General features: G+C 69.5%; 24 protein-coding genes. 17 read left to right on the top strand and 7 right to left on the bottom strand.

The genetic code is table 11. From position 1 onward, the window contains the following. The first annotated feature begins 111 nt into the window (after nucleotides 1-111). Genes EPN98_RS04790 through EPN98_RS04780 form a run of 3 tightly spaced genes read left to right on the top strand, consistent with a single transcriptional unit; the run spans nucleotide 112 to nucleotide 2,979 of the window. Nucleotides 112-903: a DUF4440 domain-containing protein gene (locus EPN98_RS04790; protein WP_293361051.1), complete on the top strand. Its 792-nt coding sequence runs from the start codon at nucleotides 112-114 to the stop codon at nucleotides 901-903. Nucleotides 904-919: 16 nt separating this feature from the next. Beyond that, nucleotides 920-2,218, top strand: a complete 1,299-nt coding sequence (hslU, locus tag EPN98_RS04785; RefSeq protein WP_293361049.1) for an ATP-dependent protease ATPase subunit HslU — start codon at nucleotides 920-922, stop codon at nucleotides 2,216-2,218. Nucleotides 2,219-2,250: 32 nt separating this feature from the next. Beyond that, nucleotides 2,251-2,979 carry a M48 family metallopeptidase gene (locus EPN98_RS04780; RefSeq protein ID WP_293361047.1) on the top strand — a complete coding sequence of 243 codons (729 nt, stop codon included), beginning with the start codon at nucleotides 2,251-2,253 and terminating at the stop codon, nucleotides 2,977-2,979. Here the strand turns inward: EPN98_RS04780 and EPN98_RS04775 are convergent. The 3 genes from EPN98_RS04775 to EPN98_RS04765 all read right to left on the bottom strand — a co-directional run bounded on the left by EPN98_RS04775 (nucleotide 2,976) and on the right by EPN98_RS04765 (nucleotide 5,104). Further along, nucleotides 2,976-3,425 carry a MarR family transcriptional regulator gene (locus EPN98_RS04775; RefSeq protein WP_293361045.1) on the bottom strand — a complete coding sequence of 150 codons (450 nt, stop codon included), beginning with the start codon at nucleotides 3,423-3,425 and terminating at the stop codon, nucleotides 2,976-2,978. The two genes, EPN98_RS04780 and EPN98_RS04775, sit on opposite strands and share 4 nt — an antisense overlap. Continuing rightward, nucleotides 3,422-4,558, bottom strand: coding sequence for a hypothetical protein (locus tag EPN98_RS04770; protein WP_293361043.1), 1,137 nt, complete (start codon nucleotides 4,556-4,558; stop codon nucleotides 3,422-3,424). Before EPN98_RS04770 ends, EPN98_RS04775 begins: the two co-directional genes overlap by 4 nt. Nucleotides 4,559-4,624: 66 nt before the next feature. Beyond that, entirely contained in the window at nucleotides 4,625-5,104 is a 480-nt protein-coding gene (locus EPN98_RS04765) for a DUF2244 domain-containing protein (RefSeq protein WP_293361041.1), read from the bottom strand. 120 nt (nucleotides 5,105-5,224) lie between these two features. Here EPN98_RS04765 and EPN98_RS04760 point away from each other — a divergent pair, with 120 nt between their 5' ends. The 5 genes from EPN98_RS04760 (at nucleotide 5,225) to EPN98_RS04740 (ending at nucleotide 8,540) form a co-directional block, all read left to right on the top strand. Then, entirely contained in the window at nucleotides 5,225-5,791 is a 567-nt protein-coding gene (locus EPN98_RS04760; protein WP_293361039.1) for a DJ-1/PfpI family protein, read from the top strand. Continuing rightward, complete coding sequence (locus EPN98_RS04755) at nucleotides 5,791-6,561, top strand: SDR family NAD(P)-dependent oxidoreductase (protein ID WP_293361037.1); 771 nt, start codon at nucleotides 5,791-5,793, stop codon at nucleotides 6,559-6,561. Before EPN98_RS04760 ends, EPN98_RS04755 begins: the two co-directional genes overlap by 1 nt. 184 nt (nucleotides 6,562-6,745) lie before the next feature. Further along, nucleotides 6,746-7,417, top strand: a complete 672-nt coding sequence (gene nth, locus EPN98_RS04750) for an endonuclease III (protein WP_293361035.1) — start codon at nucleotides 6,746-6,748, stop codon at nucleotides 7,415-7,417. Further along, nucleotides 7,414-8,319 (top strand): transcriptional regulator GcvA, encoded by a 906-nt coding sequence (gcvA, locus tag EPN98_RS04745; protein WP_293361033.1) that lies wholly within the window; start codon nucleotides 7,414-7,416, stop codon nucleotides 8,317-8,319. The genes nth and gcvA overlap by 4 nt, the downstream gene beginning before the upstream one ends. Nucleotides 8,320-8,417: 98 nt before the next feature. Continuing rightward, entirely contained in the window at nucleotides 8,418-8,540 is a 123-nt protein-coding gene (locus tag EPN98_RS04740) for a hypothetical protein (protein WP_293361031.1), read from the top strand. 123 nt (nucleotides 8,541-8,663) lie between these two features. On the opposite strand, the gene EPN98_RS04735 is transcribed toward EPN98_RS04740, so the two are convergent. The 3 genes from EPN98_RS04735 to EPN98_RS04725 form a co-directional block, all read right to left on the bottom strand. Continuing rightward, complete coding sequence (locus tag EPN98_RS04735) at nucleotides 8,664-9,827, bottom strand: glutathionylspermidine synthase family protein (RefSeq protein ID WP_293361029.1); 1,164 nt, start codon at nucleotides 9,825-9,827, stop codon at nucleotides 8,664-8,666. Nucleotides 9,828-10,006: 179 nt separating this feature from the next. After that, on the bottom strand, nucleotides 10,007-10,771 hold the full coding sequence (locus EPN98_RS04730; RefSeq protein WP_293361027.1) for a PspA/IM30 family protein: 765 nt from the start codon (nucleotides 10,769-10,771) through the stop codon (nucleotides 10,007-10,009). Nucleotides 10,772-10,781: 10 nt separating this feature from the next. Next, a complete protein-coding gene (locus tag EPN98_RS04725; protein WP_293361025.1) occupies nucleotides 10,782-11,423 on the bottom strand; it encodes a DUF2170 family protein in 642 nt (213 codons plus the stop codon). Between the two features lie 96 nt (nucleotides 11,424-11,519). On the opposite strand from EPN98_RS04725, the gene EPN98_RS04720 reads away from it, so the two are divergent. From EPN98_RS04720 to EPN98_RS04710, 3 genes are all read left to right on the top strand, one after another. After that, nucleotides 11,520-12,164: a DUF2491 family protein gene (locus EPN98_RS04720; RefSeq protein ID WP_293361023.1), complete on the top strand. Its 645-nt coding sequence runs from the start codon at nucleotides 11,520-11,522 to the stop codon at nucleotides 12,162-12,164. Between the two features lie 81 nt (nucleotides 12,165-12,245). After that, nucleotides 12,246-12,665: a DUF350 domain-containing protein gene (locus EPN98_RS04715; RefSeq protein WP_293361021.1), complete on the top strand. Its 420-nt coding sequence runs from the start codon at nucleotides 12,246-12,248 to the stop codon at nucleotides 12,663-12,665. 23 nt (nucleotides 12,666-12,688) lie between these two features. Then, nucleotides 12,689-13,300, top strand: coding sequence for a DUF1190 domain-containing protein (locus EPN98_RS04710; protein ID WP_293361019.1), 612 nt, complete (start codon nucleotides 12,689-12,691; stop codon nucleotides 13,298-13,300). Between the two features lie 12 nt (nucleotides 13,301-13,312). Here the strand turns inward: EPN98_RS04710 and EPN98_RS04705 are convergent, their stop codons facing one another. Then, nucleotides 13,313-13,540 carry a hypothetical protein gene (locus EPN98_RS04705; RefSeq protein WP_293361017.1) on the bottom strand — a complete coding sequence of 76 codons (228 nt, stop codon included), beginning with the start codon at nucleotides 13,538-13,540 and terminating at the stop codon, nucleotides 13,313-13,315. Between the two features lie 168 nt (nucleotides 13,541-13,708). Here EPN98_RS04705 and EPN98_RS04700 point away from each other — a divergent pair, with 168 nt between their 5' ends. Genes EPN98_RS04700 through EPN98_RS04675 form a run of 6 tightly spaced genes read left to right on the top strand, consistent with a single transcriptional unit; the run spans nucleotide 13,709 to nucleotide 17,748 of the window. Beyond that, the gene (locus EPN98_RS04700) at nucleotides 13,709-14,698 is read left to right on the top strand and encodes an adenosine kinase (RefSeq protein WP_293361015.1); all 990 of its coding nucleotides are present in this window, start codon (nucleotides 13,709-13,711) and stop codon (nucleotides 14,696-14,698) included. Nucleotides 14,699-14,702: 4 nt separating this feature from the next. Further along, complete coding sequence (hisB, locus tag EPN98_RS04695; RefSeq protein WP_293361013.1) at nucleotides 14,703-15,293, top strand: imidazoleglycerol-phosphate dehydratase HisB; 591 nt, start codon at nucleotides 14,703-14,705, stop codon at nucleotides 15,291-15,293. Nucleotides 15,294-15,306: 13 nt separating this feature from the next. Beyond that, nucleotides 15,307-15,942 (top strand): imidazole glycerol phosphate synthase subunit HisH, encoded by a 636-nt coding sequence (gene hisH / locus EPN98_RS04690; protein ID WP_293361011.1) that lies wholly within the window; start codon nucleotides 15,307-15,309, stop codon nucleotides 15,940-15,942. Beyond that, nucleotides 15,939-16,661, top strand: a complete 723-nt coding sequence (gene hisA / locus EPN98_RS04685) for a 1-(5-phosphoribosyl)-5-[(5-phosphoribosylamino)methylideneamino]imidazole-4-carboxamide isomerase (protein ID WP_293361009.1) — start codon at nucleotides 15,939-15,941, stop codon at nucleotides 16,659-16,661. Before hisH ends, hisA begins: the two co-directional genes overlap by 4 nt. After that, the gene (gene hisF / locus EPN98_RS04680; RefSeq protein WP_293361007.1) at nucleotides 16,658-17,431 is read left to right on the top strand and encodes an imidazole glycerol phosphate synthase subunit HisF; all 774 of its coding nucleotides are present in this window, start codon (nucleotides 16,658-16,660) and stop codon (nucleotides 17,429-17,431) included. Before hisA ends, hisF begins: the two co-directional genes overlap by 4 nt. Then, nucleotides 17,428-17,748, top strand: coding sequence for a phosphoribosyl-ATP diphosphatase (locus EPN98_RS04675; protein ID WP_293361005.1), 321 nt, complete (start codon nucleotides 17,428-17,430; stop codon nucleotides 17,746-17,748). Before hisF ends, EPN98_RS04675 begins: the two co-directional genes overlap by 4 nt. Nucleotides 17,749-17,756: the final 8 nt, after the last annotated feature.

Genomic DNA, 17,756 nt, shown 5'->3' with positions numbered 1-17,756 from the left:
CCCGCTTGCGGGGGAGGGGGACCCCGAAGGGGTGGAGGGGGCGTTGCGGTCGCACTGAGCCTTGCTCTCCTCGCCTCCCCGGCGCTCGCCGCCGAGATCACGCCCGCCCCTGTGGTCGCCGCCGAGCGGGCCTTCGCGGCGGACGGGCTCGAGCTGGGCGTGCAGGCCAGCTTCTTCAAGCATTCGGCGCCCGACGGCATCGTCTTCGGCCCAGAGCCGATCCTGGCCAGGGCGGCGTTCGGCGAGCCGCGGCCCAAGGGCAAGCCCCTCGTGTGGTGGCCGCTCTGGGCGGGGATCGCGCGCTCGGGCGACCTGGGTTTCACCACCGGGCCCTACACCTTCGACGGACAGCCGCGCGGCTACTACTTCACCGTCTGGGGCAAGCAGCCGGATGGCTCGTGGAAGTGGCTCTACGACGGCGGCCCGCCCAGCGACACGACCGGCGCCGCGCCCAAGGACTCGCCCACCGCCTACGCCAAACTCTCGACCCGCCGGGCCGGCTCGCCCGCCAAGGCGATGGCCGAGGTCGCCGCCGCCGAGCGGGCGCTGCACGACGCGGCGAAGACCGACGTGAAGGCCGCCTACCTGGCCGTCGTCGCCGAGGACGGCCGGATCGTGGGCTCCCGCGCCAAACCGCCCGCCAACCGCGCCGAGATCGAGACCGAGCTGGCCACGCGCGCCGCATCCATCGCGTTCTCGCCGCTGGGCGGCTCGGCCTCCAGCGCCGGCGACCTGGCCTGGACCTACGGCGCCGCGGCGTGGACGGCGCAGGACGGCTCGGCGCAGCGCGCGCACTACGTCCGCGTCTGGCGCGACGACAAGGCGGGCTGGCGGTTGCTCTACGACGTGCTGCTGCCCGCGCCGCCCCTGAAGACGCCGCCTGTCGCAGCCCCCGCCTCGTGACTATCTGACTGGGTACATGACCGAATTTTCCCCCCGCGAGATCGTCTCCGAACTCGACCGCTACATCGTCGGCCAGAACGAGGCCAAGAAGGCGGTCGCCGTGGCCCTGCGCAACCGCTGGCGTCGCCGCCGCGTGCCTGATGACCTGCGCGACGAGGTGACGCCCAAGAACATCCTGATGATCGGCCCCACCGGCGTCGGGAAGACCGAGATTGCGCGCCGGCTGGCCAAGCTGGCCCAGGCGCCCTTCCTGAAGGTCGAGGCCACCAAGTTCACCGAGGTCGGCTACGTCGGCCGTGACGTGGACCAGATCGTCCGCGACCTGGTCGAGAGCGCCATCGCCATGGTCCGCGACAAGCGCCGCGCCGGCGTGCGCGCCCGCGCCGAAGCCGCCGCCGAGGAGCGCATCCTGGACGCCCTCACCGGCCCTGGCTCCACTGCCGCCCGCGAGAGCTTCCGCAAGAAGCTGCGCGCAGGCGAGCTGGACGACAAGGAGGTCGAGCTGCAGCTCGCCGAGAGCGCGCCGTCGCTGCCCATGATGGACATCCCGGGCCAGCCCAACATGGGCATGCTCAACCTCGGCGACATGCTGGGCAAGGCGTTCGGCGGGCGCACCAAGACCCACAAGACCACCGTCTCCGGGGCCTGGGCCCCGCTGATCGCCGAGGAAAGCGACAAGCTGGTCGACCAGGAGGCGCTGACCACCGAGGCTCTGGCGTTGGCTGAGAACGAGGGTATCGTCTTCCTGGACGAGATCGACAAGGTGGCCAGCCGCCAGGATCGGGCGGGCGCCGACGTTTCCCGGGAGGGCGTGCAGCGCGACCTGCTGCCGCTGATCGAGGGCACCACCGTCTCGACCAAGCATGGCCCGGTGAAGACCGACCACATCCTGTTCATCGCCTCGGGCGCGTTCCACGTGGCCAAGCCGTCCGACCTGCTGCCCGAACTGCAGGGCCGCCTCCCGATCCGGGTGGAGCTGAAGGCGCTGACCCGCAGCGACCTGCGGCGCATCCTGGTCGAGCCCGAGGCCAACCTGATCCGCCAGCACCAGGCCCTGCTGGCCACCGAGGGCGTGACGCTCGCCTTCACAGAGGACGCCTACGACGCCCTGGCCGACGCCGCCGTGGCCGTGAACGGCGCCGTGGAAAACATCGGCGCGCGCCGGCTGCAGACCGTGCTCGAGCGGGTGATGGAGGACATCAGCTTCACCGCTGCGGACCGCACAGGCGAGACCATCACGGTCGACGCGGCCTATGTGGAAAGCCGCATCGGCGAGCTGTCGAAGAACGCCGACCTGTCGAAGTTCATCCTCTGATGTGCGGGCGCTGCTTTTCCCGGCGGGGGTTCATGGCGGCGCTGGGCGCGGCCGGCCTCGCGGGCTGCAGCGAGAACGCCGCGACAGGGCGGCGCCAACTGGTGTTGGTGGACGACGCCCAGCTGGTGAGCTTCGCCGACCAGACGTGGAACGAGGTGGTGGCCAAGGTCCCGCCCGTGGCCGATCCCGCGGCCCACGCCCGGCTGGCCCGGATCGGCGCGCCGCTGGTGAAGGCGGCGGGGCGGGACGATCTCGACTGGTCGTTCAAGGTCCTGGACAGCCCCGAACTCAACGCCTTCGTCCTGCCGAACGGCAAGGTGGGGTTCTTCCGCGGCCTGCTGGAGCTGGCCGGCAGCGACGACGAGGTGGCCTCGGTCCTGGGTCACGAGGTGGGCCATGTGATCGCCCGACATTCGGCCGAGCGGATGAGCCAGGAGGTCGCGGTGAAGGCCGGCGTCGCCGTCGCCCAGATGCTGATCGCCCAGGAGGCGGGCGAGTGGACCGACGAGATCGGCGCCGCGCTGGGGGTTGGCGCCACCCTGGGCGTGATCCTGCCCTACTCCCGCAAGCACGAACTGGAGGCCGACCGCGTGGGCGTCGATCTCATGCGCAAGGCCGGTAAGGACCCGGCGGCGGCGATCCGCTTCTGGGAGCGGATGATCGCGCGCGCCGACGACGCGGCGAAGCCTCCGGAAGTGATGTCGACCCACCCCGCCGACGATCGCCGCCTGGAGGCGTTGAAGATCGCCGTCGGCGCCTAATCCCGCGCCGCATCCAGCACCCGGCGCACATGCTGCAAGGTCGGCAGCACGGCGGCGAGCATCTCCAGGTCCACCTCGCGGAGCAGGTCTCCGAACAACGGGCCCAGGTTGGCGATGGCCGCCTCGCGCACCGCTTTGCCTGCTGGGGTAACCGTCACGGTCTTGCCGCGTCCGTCATCGGGATCGGGGTCGACACGGATCCAGCCGCCGGCCTCCAGCCGCTTCAACGTGCCGGTCATGGCGCCCTTGGTGACCTGGACCGCGTTGGCGATCTGCGCCGGGGCCCGCCGCTCGTGACCCAGCCGGACCATGTGGTTCAGCACCGTGAATCCGGCCAGCGACAGGCCCTCCGGCAACACGCGCTCGGCGGCGGTTCGCGACAGATGCTCGATGATCGCGACCTCGTTGAAGAAGACGAAGGCCGTGGGGTCGTTCGGCGGCGTCATGCCCGGATGTGCTGGGCGAGGCCCCGACGCGGCGCGGGCTCCACGGGCTTGGCCTTGCCGATCCGGACCAGCATCTGCAGCGGCGCCTGCGGGCTCGCGCCCAGGGCGGCCTGGGTCTCGCGATACAGCTCGGCCATCTCGGGGAACTCCTGCAGCGTCATGCTCCAAGGCTGCATCGACAGGCCCAGCGCGGTCGCCGTCAAGTGCATCCGCGCATAGGCCCGGCCGCTCGCGATCTGAGTCGCGCGGCTGTTGTCGGGCCCCTTCAGCCACACGAAGGCGGGGGTCGCGGCGATGGTCTTGCCGAACATGTCGATGGCGCTGCGGGTGGCGAACGATGTCGGGTCGCCCATCGTCTCGCGCGTCAGCAGGCCGATCGCCGCCATGCCCTCCAGGAACGGCCCCTTGAGCGCGATGCCATCCCGGTGGCGGGCGATCTCAGCGGGCCCGATGCGGGTGAGCCGCGCCGATTCCTGCGCCGCGGCGGCGGTGGTCATCTCGCGGGCGAAGCCGCGCGAGCCGATGTCGATGAGGCGTTCGACCCCGGTCTTGTCGGTGACCGCCGCGGCGGTGAGGGGTGACGGGGCCGCCGCGACCACGCGGGCGAGGTCATTCGCGGCGGGCGGCGACGCGAGATCGTAGGGCTCGCGACTGGTGTGCCGGGCGGTGATCTGGCGGAAAAGCGGATCGGGCTGCACTGCGCCGTCGGCGACCAGGCGCACGTGCGCCACGGGCCGCGCGTCCAGGACCGGCTGCGGCTCGCCCTGGGGCCAGAGCGTGATATCGGCCCGCAGGCCGCGTTCGCGCGCCGCCAGGTCGAGAAGCTCGAGGAACGCGCCGCAGCCGAGGGTGATCTGGCGGTTCGGCGGATCGGTGGCCGGCAGCAGGCGGGTGGTGTCGGCATAGAAGACGATTTCGTCCGTCCCGGGCAGGTCGACCAGCCAGGGCTGGCGATTGTGCGGATTGGGCGCGAGGATCGCATGCGCCAGCGCCCAGCGGCGCGGATCGCGCTCGCCCGCGCCAGGATTGCGCCAGGCCGCGGCAGGATCGGGCCCCCCGCTGGAGGCGCAGCCTGCGGCGGCCAGGGCGCCGCCCCCCATCAGGACTTCCAGGATCGTTCGGCGTGTCGGCATCGCACCACTCCGTTTAGCACTAAACTATATGTAGCTTAGGACTAAACGACTTTCAATGGGCGTCGATCAGTCTCGGTGACGGCGGGCGCGCCAGATGGCGTCTTCCAGGGCCTTGGCGAACTCACCCCGCTCGCCGGGGCTCAGGGCCGCGGCCACCGGGGTCTCGCGGCCCGACAGCGCCAGATGCAGCGCCATGACCCGGTCTTCCTCGTCCTTTTCGACGGTGATGCGCGTGAAGGCGGTGGGGCTCTCCCAGACGACGCGGCTGTCGCGGGGGCCCTCCCAGGTGACGCGCACCGCGCCGGGGCTGACCTGGATCCGCTCGATGATCCGGCCTGACCGGTAGCTGGCGATGAACGCCACAACGATCGCCAGCACGTCGATACCCAGGAACGGCAGGACCCAGTGGGCGCCCATGCGCACGAACACAGCGGCCGACGCCACGTTCGCCGCGGTGATGACCGAGATCAGGATGATGAAGCCCCGCTCCGACAGCGAGCGGTTCGGCTTGATCTCCGCATCCATGTAGAGCGCGCCGTGCGTCATGCGGGCGGACGTTAAGACCCTCTCCGCCGCCAAGTCCACAGGCTGCGAACTGGCTCTGCGCCGCGCACGCCCCCTGCCCCACATCGGGCGTCCGATCGGGACCGGGCTGGAGGGATGCGCATGAAGATCGCAATGGTGGCGTTCGAGGGGTTCACCGACGTGGACCTCTTCATGCCCTGGGACCTGTTCTACCGCGTCAAGGACCCGACCTACGCCGCCTATGCGGGCGAATGGGACGTGCGCATTTGCGCCGACGCGCCGCGCATCACCTCGTACTCGGGTCTGGCCATCGACCGCCACGAGCCGCTGGGTTGGGCGGCTGACGCCGACGCCGTCTTCATCGTCAGCGGCCCCGGCAGCCGCGTGAAGATCAAGGACCCGGCGTTCCTGGGCGCGCTCCGGCTGGACCCCTCGCGGCAGCTGATCGCGGCCATCGACTCCGGCGTCCTGATCCTGGCGGCGCTGCGCCTGCTGGACGGCCTCAGCGCAACCACCTATCCCAGCGTCTTCGCCGAGCTTGAGGCCATGGGCGTCCGGACCGAGCGGCGTCCCTTCGTGGTTCACGGCAACCTCGCCACGGGCGGCGGCTGTCTGGCCACCCAGGACCTCGCGGCCTGGATCGTCGAACGGCTGATCGGGCGGGAGGCGGCGATGGCGATCGTGGATTCAGTGGCGAAGGTCGGATGATGGCGGACAACTGGGCGGAGGGCCGGATCGCCCTCGTGACGGGCGCGACCTCGGGGTTTGGCGAGGCGATGGCTCGCCGGCTGCTGGCCGCTGGCGGCCATGTGATCGCGACCGGCCGCCGCACCGAGCGGTTGGAGAACCTGGCGAAGGCGCTGGCGACGGAGCGCCTGCTGACCCGCGAGCTGGACGTCACCTCCGAGGCGTCCATCGCCGCCCTGCTGCCCAGCCTGCCGTCCGCCTTCGAGGCCATCGACATCCTCTATAACAACGCGGGCCTCGCCCTGGGCCTGGGCAAGGCCCACGAGGCCTCGCTCAGCGACTGGGAGACGATGATCGCCACCAACGTCACCGGGCTGGTGCGCATCACCCGCGCGGTCCTCCCCGGCATGGTGGCCCGCAACCGCGGCGACGTGCTGAACCTCTCGTCGGTGGCGGCGAGCTATCCCTACCCGGGCGGCAATGTGTACGGCGCCACCAAGGCGTTCGTACGCCAGTTCTCGCTGAACCTGCGCGCCGACCTCATCGGCACGAAGGTGCGGGTGACCTCCATCGAACCCGGCATGGCCGAGACCGAGTTCTCGGTGGTCCGCTTCGCCGGCGACCAGGAGAAGGCCGACAACGTCTACAAGGGCGTCCACGCCATGAGCGCCGACGACGTCGCCCTGGTCTGCGAGAGCGTGCTGAAGCTGCCGGCCCACATCAACGTCAACACGCTGGAGCTGATGCCGGTCCAGCAGGCCTTCGGGCCGTTCGCCGTGGATCGCGGGTAACCCAGCGCCCCCTCCACCGCTTCGCGGTCCCCCTCCCCCGCGAGCGGGTGAGGAACTGTGGCCGACCGTTCCGCTCTCGTTCCTCCCCCATGCCAATGGGGGAGGGGGACCACGAAGTGGTGGAGGGGGCGCTACCGCCGCACGGCGCTTGAACCCGCGCCCAGACGCACAGCATCTTCGCGCCATGGCCAAGCCCGCCCCCAGGAAAAAGCTCAAGCCCGCCGAGCAGGCGCGGATCGCCGAGCTGTTCGAGCGGTTCGAGAGCCAGGAGAGCGACCCTCGCACCGAGCTGGATTACGCCAGCCCCTATGAGCTGGTGGTCGCCGTGGCGCTGTCGGCGCAGGCTACCGACGTATCAGTCAACAAGGCCACCGCCAGGCTCTTCAAGGTCGCCGACACGCCGCAGAAGATGCTGGCGCTGGGCGAGGACGGGCTGAAGTCCTTCATCAGCTCGATCGGCCTCTACAACATGAAGGCCAAGAACGTGATCCGGATGGCCGAGATCCTGATCGAGAGCCACGGCGGCGAGGTGCCGCTGGTGCGCGAGCAGCTCCAGGCCCTGCCCGGCGTCGGCCGCAAGACCGCCTCGGTGGTGCTGAACGAGCTGCGCATCGAGCCTGCCATCGCCGTCGACACCCACGTCTTCCGCGTCAGCCACCGCCTGGGCCTCTCCACCGGCAAGACGCCCGACAAGGTCGAGGCCGACCTGATGGCCATCGTTCCCGAGCCGGCCCTGACCCGCGCGCACCACTGGCTGATCCTGCACGGCCGCTATGTCTGCGTGGCGCGGAAGCCCAAGTGCGGCGAGTGCCCGGTCGCCGACCTCTGCCCGTCGAAGCACCTGTTCGTGAAATGAGCCGTCTGCCGCTCACCGCGCTGCGGGTGTTCGAGGCGGCCGCGCGGCACGAGAGTTTCCTGCAGGCCGCCGAGGAACTGGCGATCACCCCCGGCGCGGTCAGCCGGCAGATCAAGGCGCTGGAGACCGAACTGGCCGTGCGGCTGTTCGAGCGCTTCAACCGCGCCGTCCGCCTGACCGAGACCGGCCGGCGGCTGGCCACCGGCGTCCGCCAGGGGCTCAGCCGGATCGAGGAGGCCGTCGCCGAGGTGCGCGCCGAGCGGCAGGGCGTGTTGGCCGTCACCGCCATGCACTCGTTCGCCGCCCGCTGGCTGGTGCCGCGGCTCCACCTGTTCAACGAGCGCCATCCCGATATCCAGGTGCTGGTTTCGGCGTCGGATCAGGCGGTCGATCTCGTGCGCGAGCGCTACGATGTGGCGATCCGCTTTGGCCGGGGTCCCTTTCCAGGCTTCCACGCGCGCAAGCTGGTGTCGCTGTTCATGTTCCCGGTGTGCAGCCCGCGCCTGCTGGAGCAGACCCGGCTGGATTCCCCGCACGACCTGGCGAACGCCCAACTGCTGGCCGACGTCTACCTGGCCCAGGGCGAGCCGCACTGGGGCGACTGGCTGGCGCTGGCCGGGGCGCCCGAGGTGGACTGGCGCGGCGGCCAGCAGTTCTCGAACGTCTACCTGGCCATCGAGGCGGCCATCGCCGGGCGTGGCGTGGCGCTGGGCGAGCGGGCCCTCGTGCTCGACGAACTGGCCACCGGGCGGCTGGTGAAGCCCTTCGACGTCGAGCTGCTCAGCCCCTTCAGCCAGTGGATCCTGACCCTGCCCGAAAAGGCGGATCGACCCGACATCCGCAAGTTCCGCAACTGGCTCATCGCCCAGGCCGACGCCGACGGCCTGCAGCGCTTCGAGTGACTTCAGATCACCTGAACTGCGCACTTCTCCTTTGTCGCCGTGCAGCGTTCGACGTCTAGTCCGGTCATCCGAAACCTCCGCTCCCCAGGAGAACCCCGATGACCACCGACTGCTGCCACCCCACGGCCGCCCCGACCCGCCTGCATGATGCGATCCTGGGCTTGGCCGTGACCGTGATCTTCATCGTCCCAGCGACCCTGGCTCTGTTCACCGTCCTCTAGGATGACGTGTTCGAAGCCCGCACGGGTCATTCCCCGCGCGTCGCCGATCATCGCCCGGCTGACGCATTGGCGACGGCGGGGTTTTCTGGACGAGCCGGCGGTCGCTCACGGACCGCGCTGAAATCAGCCCAGGATCACGTGCGGCACGAACCGCGACAGGTTCTTGGTCACGCGGCTCCGGTCCTCGCGGATCCCGACGCCAGCCGGCTCGTCGCCCACGATCCACGCGCCGATCACCGGGTAGTTTCCGTCGAAGGCGGTGATCGTGTGCAGCGCCTGGCGGATGTGGCCTTCCTCGCCGTAGCCCTGGTCCAGCACCGTCGCGCGGCGGCCTTCGTCGACCAGCTCGATGTTCGCGCCTTCCCGGCTGAACAGCGGCTTCCTCACATATGAATTGCCCAGTTCGGCGATCCTCGGGTCGTCCTCGAAGAAGGCCGGCAACAGGTTGGGGTGCCCCGCATGGCGCTCCCACAGCAGCGGCAGCAGGCCCTTGTTCGACAGGATCGCCTTCCAGGCCGGTTCGATGAACTGGGTGCGGGAGCCGGCGATCTTGCCGGCGTAGTCCTCGCGGAACATCTCCTCCCACGGGTACAGCTTGAAGATCGCCTGGACGATGTAGTTGTCCTCGTCCACGAACCGGCCGTCAGCGTCCAGCCCGATGCTCTCGATGGGGACGAACTTGGGCTCGAGCCCCGCCTGGGCGGCGATGTCCTCAAGGTACTTCACCGTCTGGCGATCCTCGATCGAGTCGGGATCGCTGGTGAAGTGGACGAAGCCGCCGCCCGGGAAGATCGCCTTGAACCGTCGCTCAAGCTTCTCGTGCAGGCTGTTGAACTGGTCGGCCTCCGGCGGCAGGGCGCCCGAGGCGATCATGTCCTCCAGCCACACCCACTGGAACGTGCCGGTCTCGTAGATGCTGGTGGGCGTGTCGGCGTTGTACTCGAACAGCTTGGCCGGTCCCTCGCCGTCGTAGGCGAAGTCGAAGCGGCCATAGAGCGATGGCTGCTTCATCGCCCAGCTGTCGGCCACGTCGTCGCGCGAGTCCGGCGGGATCGCCAGCTTGCCCATCAGCTCCTCGCTGCGGACCACCTCGTCCACCAGCGACAGGCACATCTGGTGCAGCTCGCGCGCCGGCTCCTCGATGCCGTCGTCCACCTCGGAGAGCGTGAACTGGTAGTAGGCCCGCTCATCCCAGTACCGGGCGCCGTCCAGATGGCGCCAGGTGAAGCCCAGCGCCTCGGCCTTCTCGTCCCAGCCCGGGCGTTCGGTGGTTTGGATGCGTTCCATGGTGCGCTCCTGCGCTTCCTCTCCCCCGCGAAGCGGAGAGGGGGAGGATGAAGAGAGGCTGGCTGGGAGCTTCCAGCGTCCGGGCGGCGATCACCTCATCGCCAGGCGAGGGGTCCGCGCCGCGCTCTCCCGACCGTCTCCCTCTCGTCGCGCCGGAGGCGGCGCGTGGGGAGAGGAGACTACGCCTCGTTCTTGCGATCCGCCGGCACGGGCTGAGCCTCGATCTGAAGGCGCGGGGCCTCCAGTTGCAGGGGCTCTTCCTTGGGCGCCTTCAGGCGGGCCAGCACGTCGTTGGCCGACGCGTGGCCGGGCAGGATGCCGGCCGCCTTCAGCTTGGCGTCGAGGTCGGCGCCGGTGCGGCGGTCTTCCAGCTCGCCGGCGGCCTTGAACTTCTCCTCGGCGATCGCCTGGCGCTCCTTGATGCGCTTGAGGCTGTCGGCGGCCGAGCCCAGGCGGGACGCGGCGCCCGCGCCCTGGGACGCCACCGCGGCCTGGGCCTTCTGGACGCTGTCGTTGACCTTCACCACGTCGATCTCGCGGCGCAGGTTCTCGACGCGCTGCTGGGTCGTGGCGATGGTCTGGTGCATGCGCTCCTCGGCGTTGCGCATGTCGGCCAGCTGGGGCGTCTTCAGGTCGATCTCGGATTCCAGCTCGGAGATCCGCGTGGCGACTTCCAGCGCCAGGGTCTCGTCGCCCTTGCTGAGCGCGGCGCGTGCCGAACCCTCGTAGCGGACCGACTGGTCCTTCAGGTTCTGCAGTTCCTTCTCAAGCATGCGCCGCTTGGCGACCAGCGTCGCCAGGTCGTCGCGGGCGCGGCCGAGGGCGTTGTCGGCGTCGCGGATTTCCTGGTCCAGGATGCGCAGGGCGTTGGCGTCGACCACGGCGGCGCCGGCTTCGTGCGCGGTGCCGCGGAAGAGGGTGATCAGCTTCGTGAAGATGGACATGCGGGCTCTCTCAGGCGGCCGACGCGAAGGTTTCCCGCAGCTCATCGGCGGCGCGGATGGCGTTCTCGGCCAGCATGCGCAGCTCGATGATCACGGTCTGCAGGGTGGTCTTGCAGGCGAGCTCGCCGAAGATCTCGTAGTAGTCTCGGCCAGCCACGGTGGTGATGCCGAAATTCGACAGCGGCACCAGCTTCTGCGCCTTCAGCAGGAAGACGTTGAAGGCGGCCTGGTCCTTTTGCTCGTCGACGGGCCACATCAGGGCGCTCACGACGATCTGCTCGGCGCCGACGGACAGATAGATCGGCAGATCGCCGAACTCGTGCATGGTGATCTGCAGGACAGGCTCCGAGCCTTCCAGCACGCGCGCGGTCAGCTCACCGTCGCGCAGCAGCCGGGTCTCGGTCAGCGCTGCGGCTAGACTCTTCACCGACCAGTCGGTGTCGATGACATGGTCCATCTGGAATGATCCCTGCGGAGGGTCTGGGTTTCTCAGCAGCGCCGGTCCGCGGCTCGACGCTGTGATAATGGCTCGGGCGGCGGCCTGGATGTCGGCCTTGGCGCCGGGAGGCACCCAGAGCTCGAGCTTCACGAGGCCCAGCCGCTGGCGCTCGGCGCGCCACAGACGAGTCCGTTCTGCGGGGCTCAAGCTCATGCTATCCGCGGTCCGTCGCATTCATGGTATACATACGCGTATATTTGACACTTCGCAAGATGGGTCTATGCTTGGGGCATAACAAGGGCTGACGACGTGGTCTTCCGCAAACTGTTTGGCGGCGGCAAACAACAGGACGCCGAACCGGCGATTCCGGTGGTGCGCAACGTCACGATCGGGCGAACCGTAAGGCTCGATCCCCTGGCATGGCGGCGGCTGGGTTCTGACGCGCTGTTCAAGATGGACACCGACACCCTCGAGATCGTGGCCCAGGGCTCCATCGACCTGGGCGTCGATGGCTGGGTCCACCGGTTCTATACCGAAGACGACGTCATGCTGCAGATGGTGTCACCCGATCCGCAAGGCCTGGAGGCTGAGGATTTCACCGTCTTCCGCCCCTGGTCGTCCGCCTATCCCCCCGACGGCCACGCGCGTCGCGACTGGGCTGACCGCCTGCGCGCGCCGGCGTTCACCCAGCCAGGGCTCGACGTCTACCGCCGCTTCTGGTTCGGCGACACCGACGCGCGGCAGGAGCCGGTCAGCTTCTGGGAGAACGTCTACGACGACCGCTCAGGGCGCAACGCCCGGCGGATCTATCAGACCTGCATGCTGTTCTCGCGCGACCTGCCGGGCGAGGGTAGTGAACTGTTGCTCGCCATCGAGATGGAGCCGCAGGGCGGCGATCTCACGCACGAGATCATGATCGGCATCCCGCTGGATGTCGGTGAGTTTGAGGCCTAGAGCATCCGCCGCCCGGCGGAGTCTCTAACTCTGGCTAGGGAATGGACGCCGGACTGGGCGTTCGGAACTGAAGGGGCTGCGATGATTGTCTTCGATCCTTACGCGTTCGGGTCCGGCGCGCTGAGCTTCGCGCTCGCCTTCCTCGCCGCGGGCGGCTTCGCACTGATCTTCAAGGCGGTCTATCGTTGGGTCACGCCGCACGACGAGGGTGCGCTGATCCGGGCCGGAAACACGGCGGCCGCGGTGACCCTGGGCGGCGCCCTGCTGGGCTATGTGATCCCGCTGGCCTCGGCCCTGACCCAGACCCATTCGCTGCCCGAGTTCGTGGCCTGGGCGCTGCTGGCCGGCGTGATCCAGATCGTCACCTTCGTCGCGGTGCGCCGCATCGCGCTGCCCGATGTCTCGGCCCGCATCGAGCGCGGCGAGATGTCGACGGCGCTGTACCTGCTCTTCATCTCGCTGGCGGTGGGCATCCTGAACGCCGCCTGCATGACGGCCTGAGGGCCCCAAGGGGGTACGGGACCATGAAACGCACGCGCAAACTGACGCTCACCACCCTGATGGCCGCCGGCGGCGTGTCGCTGACCGCCTGTGGCGACAACCCGGCCGACAACGTCCGCATCGAGAACCCCGGCAAGTCGGTGGACGCCTGGGCTTATGCGTCCCTGCAGGAGTGCAAGGACAAGAACGAGGTGCCGGACGACGCCTGCGTGAAGGCCGACGCCGCCGCCAAGGAAGACGAGGCCAAGAGCCCGAAGTACGACCAGCAGGCCACCTGCGAAGAGGTCTACGGACCCGGCCAGTGCGTCCCGCGCAGCCAGGCGAACGGCGGCGGCTCGTTCTGGGGCCCGCTCATGACCGGCTTCATCGTCGGCCAGATGCTGGACGGCGGCTGGGGCGGCCGGGGCATGTACCGCGACTGGCGCGACGGCGGCTTCTACACCTCGAGCGGCGGACGGGTCTGGACCGACTATTCCAGCGGCCGCACCCGCGTCGGCAGCCGCGGCTTCGACGCCCCCGACGTCTACAACGCCCCGCAGAAGGTCCGCACCCGTAGCTCGGTCATCTCCCGCGGCGGCTTCGGCGGCCGCATGTCGGCCCGCAGCTCGGGCGGCAGCCGCGGCTGGGGCGGTTAGCGTCCGTCCGCTCTATGTCGAAGGCTTCGGCGGGGTCTCGACCGGCGCGGCGACCAGCGTCATGCCGCAGGCGGGGTCCGAGCAGACGCCGGGCTTGTCGAACACCTTGCCGTCATTGCCGCAGCCGCAGGGCGGACAGACGAACCTGGGCGCCGCGTCGGGGGCCTGCGCCAGGTCGGCGGCAGGCAGGCACGCGCATGCGGCGAACGCCGCGAATGCGCGGCGTGTCAGAAGAGCCATCCTCTTGCGTCCTCCTGATGTCTCCCCCGGGAAACTAGGCCGAAACGCCGACGCGTCCATGCGGTCTGCGCCACCACGACGCCGTCGCAGCGCCGGCGTCCGGACCTAGCGCCGCCACCGCTTTCGCTGTAAGCCCCGCCCTCCAAGCCGAACGGAATTCCGCCAGCAATGCCAGAGCTCTACGACGTCGCCGCCATCGGCAACGCCATCGTCGACGTGATCGCCCCCTGCAGCGACGCCTTCCTCTCGGAGAACGGGCTGACCAAGGGCGCCATGATGCTGGTCGATCCCGAGGCCAGCGCCGCGCTCTATTCCAGGATGCAGCAGGCCGTGGAGGCCTCGGGCGGCTCGGCGGCCAACACCATCGCGGGCCTCGCCAGCTTCGGCGGCAAGGGCGCCTTCATGGGCAAGGTGGCCGACGACCATCTGGGCCGGATCTTCGCCCACGACATGCGGGCCATGGGCGCGCGCTTCGAGAACACGCCCCTGGTCGGCGGCCCCGCCACCGCGGTCTCGATGATCAACGTGACGCCCGACGCCCAGCGCACGATGTGCACCTTCCTGGGCGCGTCGGTGGAGTTCACCGACAGCGACGTGGAGAAGGACGTCGTCGAGGCGGCCAGGATCGTCTACCTCGAAGGCTATCTTTTCGACGCCGAAGCGGCCCGGAAGGCCTTCGCCAAGGCCGCGGCCCTGGCGCACGGCGCCGGCCGCATGATCGCGCTGACCCTCTCCGACAGCTTCGTCGTGGAGCGTCACCGCAAGGCGCTGCTGGGGTTCATCGAGGGTCAGGTCGATCTGCTCTTCGCCAACGAGGCGGAACTGAAGGCGCTGTTCGAGACAGAGCGCTTCGACGACGCCCTGCACCAGCTGCGACCGCACGTGAAGATCGCGGCCATCACCCGCAGCGAAAAAGGCTCGGTGATCCTCGACTATGGTCAGCGGCTGACGGTCGACGCCGAGCCGGTGGAGAAAGTCGTGGACACGACCGGCGCGGGCGACCAATACGCAGCCGGTTTCATGTTCGGCCTTTCCCGGGGGCGGCCGCTGCACCAGTGCGGCAAGCTGGCCAGCCTGGCGGCGGCCGAGGTGATCTCGCACTACGGCCCGCGTCCGGCGGTGTCGCTGAAGGAACTGGCCGAGTCGAAGGGGTACTGACGCGATGAGCCGGAAGGCCGAAGTCGTCCGCAATACCAAGGAGACCCAGATCCGCGTCGCCGTGGACCTGGACGGAACCGGCGTGTCCAAGGTGACCACTGGGATCGGCTTCTTCGACCACATGCTGGACAGCTTCGCCCGCCATGGCGGAATCGACATCGAGGTCGAGACCAAGGGCGACCTGCACATCGACATGCACCACACGGTGGAAGACACCGGGATCGTGCTGGGTCAGGCCATCAAGGATGCGCTGGACGGCTTCAAGGGCATCCGCCGCTTCGGCCATGCCTACATCCCGATGGACGAGACCCTGTCGCGTTGCGCCATCGACCTGTCGAACCGGCCCTACCTGATCTGGAACGTCGAGTTCCGGACGCCCAAGGTGGGCGACATGGACACCGAGCTGTTCAAGGAATTCCACCACGCGTTCGCGATGAACCTGGGCGCCTGCGTGCACCTGGATCTGCTGCGCGGGACCAACAGCCACCACATCGCCGAGAGCGGGTTCAAGGCGCTGGCGCGGGCCCTGCGCCAGGCCGTCGAGCTCGATCCAAAGACCCACGGCCACGCCCCCTCCACCAAGGGCGTGCTCTAGGAAACCCATCCTGATGAAGAGCGTCGCCCTGATCGACTATGGGTCGGGCAACCTCCGCTCGGCCGAAAAGGCTCTCGTCCGCGCCGCGGCCGGGACCGCCCGCATCGTGGTCACCAACGATCCCGAGACCGTCCGCGCTGCCGACGCCGTCGTCCTGCCCGGCGTGGGCGCCTTCGCCGCCTGCATGGCCGCGCTCAGCGAGCGGACCGGGGTGATCGAAGCCATGAACGAAGCGGTCGGCGGACGTGGCGTTCCGTTCCTGGGCATCTGCGTCGGCATGCAGCTGATGGCGACGAGAGGCCTGGAGTTCGGCGTCACCCCGGGCTTGGGCTGGATCGAGGCCGACGTGCGCCGGATCGAGCCCGCCGACCCTTCGCTGAAGGTGCCGCACATGGGCTGGAACAGCCTGGAGGTCGTCACCGACCTCCCGATCCTGGCCGGCCTGAAGGGCGGCGCCCCCGTCTATTTCACCCATTCCTTCGCCATGTTCCCGGAAGACTCCGCGCACGTGGCGGCCTATGTGGACCACGGCGGCCGTTTCCCGGCGGCCGTCGCTCGCGACAACCTCGCCGGGGTGCAGTTCCACCCCGAAAAATCCCAAGCGGCAGGCCTCCGGCTCCTCGCCGACTTCCTGGAGTGGCGCCCGTGATCCTCTACCCGGCGATCGACCTGAAGGACGGCCAGTGCGTGCGCGTCCTGCACGGCGATCTCTCCACCGCCACGGTCTTCAACACCGATCCCGGCGCTCAGGCCCGCGCGTTCGTCGACGCGGGCTTCCATTGGATCCACGTGGTCGACCTGAACGGGGCGACCCAGGGCAAGGCCGTCAACGGCGCGGCCGTCGAGAAGATCCTGTCCACCGTGTCGGTGCCGGTGCAGCTGGGCGGCGGCATCCGCACCCTGGCCGACATCGAGCGCTGGATCGAGGCGGGCGTCAGCCGCGTGATCCTGGGCACGGTGGCGGTGAAGGAGCCCAAGGTCGTGCTCGACGCCGCCCGCAAATGGCCCGAGCAGATCGCGGTCAGCGTCGACGTCCGCGCCGGCAAGGTGGCCGTCGAGGGCTGGACCGCCGACTCGGACCTGGACGCGATCACCGTGGCGAAGCGCTTCGAAGACGCCGGCGTCGCCGCACTGATCGTCACCGACATCGACCGCGACGGCACGGTCATGGGCTTCAACGTCGAGGCGTTCGGCGCCATGGCCGACGCGGTTTCGATCCCCGTCATCGCCGCCGGGGGCCTTGCCAGCGTGGACGACATCATCAAGCTGAAGGCTCGCAAAGGCGTGCCGGTGGCCGGCGCTGTGCTGGGCCGCGCGCTCTATAACGGCGCGATCAACCCGGCCCAGGCCCTGGAGATCGCGGCGTGAGCCTGAAGGTGCGCCTGATCCCCTGCCTGGACGTCAAGGACGGCCGGGTGGTGAAGGGCGTGCAGTTCGTGAACCTGGTGGACGCCGGCGACCCCGTCGAACAGGCCCAGGCCTACGACGCGGCCGGCGCCGACGAGCTGATGTTCCTCGACATCACCGCCAGCCACGAGAACCGCGGCATCATCCTCGACGTGGTGGCTCGCACCGCCGACGTCTGTTTCATGCCCCTCAGCGTGGGCGGCGGGATCCGCAGCGTGGAGGATGGGCGTCGCCTGCTGCTCGCGGGCGCCGATAAGATCTCGATCATGACAGCCGCCGTAACCGACCGTGACGTGGTCAGCCGCTGCGCCGACGCCTTCGGCTCCCAGGCCGTGGTCGTGTCCGTCGACGCCAAGCGGACCGCCGATGGCCGCTGGGAAGTCTTCACGCATGGGGGGCGCAACCCCACCGGGCTGGACGCGATCGACTATGCGGTCGAGGTCGTCGCCAAGGGCGCGGGCGAGATCATGCTCACGTCGATGGACCGCGACGGCGCCAAGACCGGCTACGACCTGGAGCTGGTGCGGCGCGTGAGCTCGGCCGTGACGGTGCCGGTGATCGCCTCGGGCGGCGCGGGCAACACCCAGCATCTGGTCGACGCCGTGCTGGCCGGCGCCGATGCGGTGCTGGCCGCCTCGATCTTCCACTTCGGCGAGGTCTCGATCGGCGAGGCCAAGGCCGCGATGGCCGCTGCCGGCGTGCCCGTGCGTCTCACGGAGAAGGCCGCATGACCCGCTTCGCCAACGTCATCGACCGCCTGGCCGCCACCATCGAGAGCCGCAGGGGCGGCGACACCTCCAAGTCCTACACCGCCCAGCTGCTGGGCGACATGGACCGCGCCGCCAAGAAGATGGGCGAGGAGGCGGTCGAGACCGTCATCGCCGCCGCTCAGGGCGACCGCGACGCGCTGACCGCCGAGAGCGCCGACCTGATCTACCACTGGCTGGTCCTGATCGCGGCCGCCGGCGTCAGCCTGGAGGAAGTGGCCGAACGCCTGGAAGCCCGCGAGGGAACCTCGGGCCTCGCGGAGAAGGCGGCGCGGGGCTGATCCCGGCG

The organism is Phenylobacterium sp. (assembly GCF_004299445.1).
Lineage (GTDB): Bacteria > Pseudomonadota > Alphaproteobacteria > Caulobacterales > Caulobacteraceae > Phenylobacterium.
This window is presented reverse-complemented; position numbering and strand designations above follow the sequence as displayed.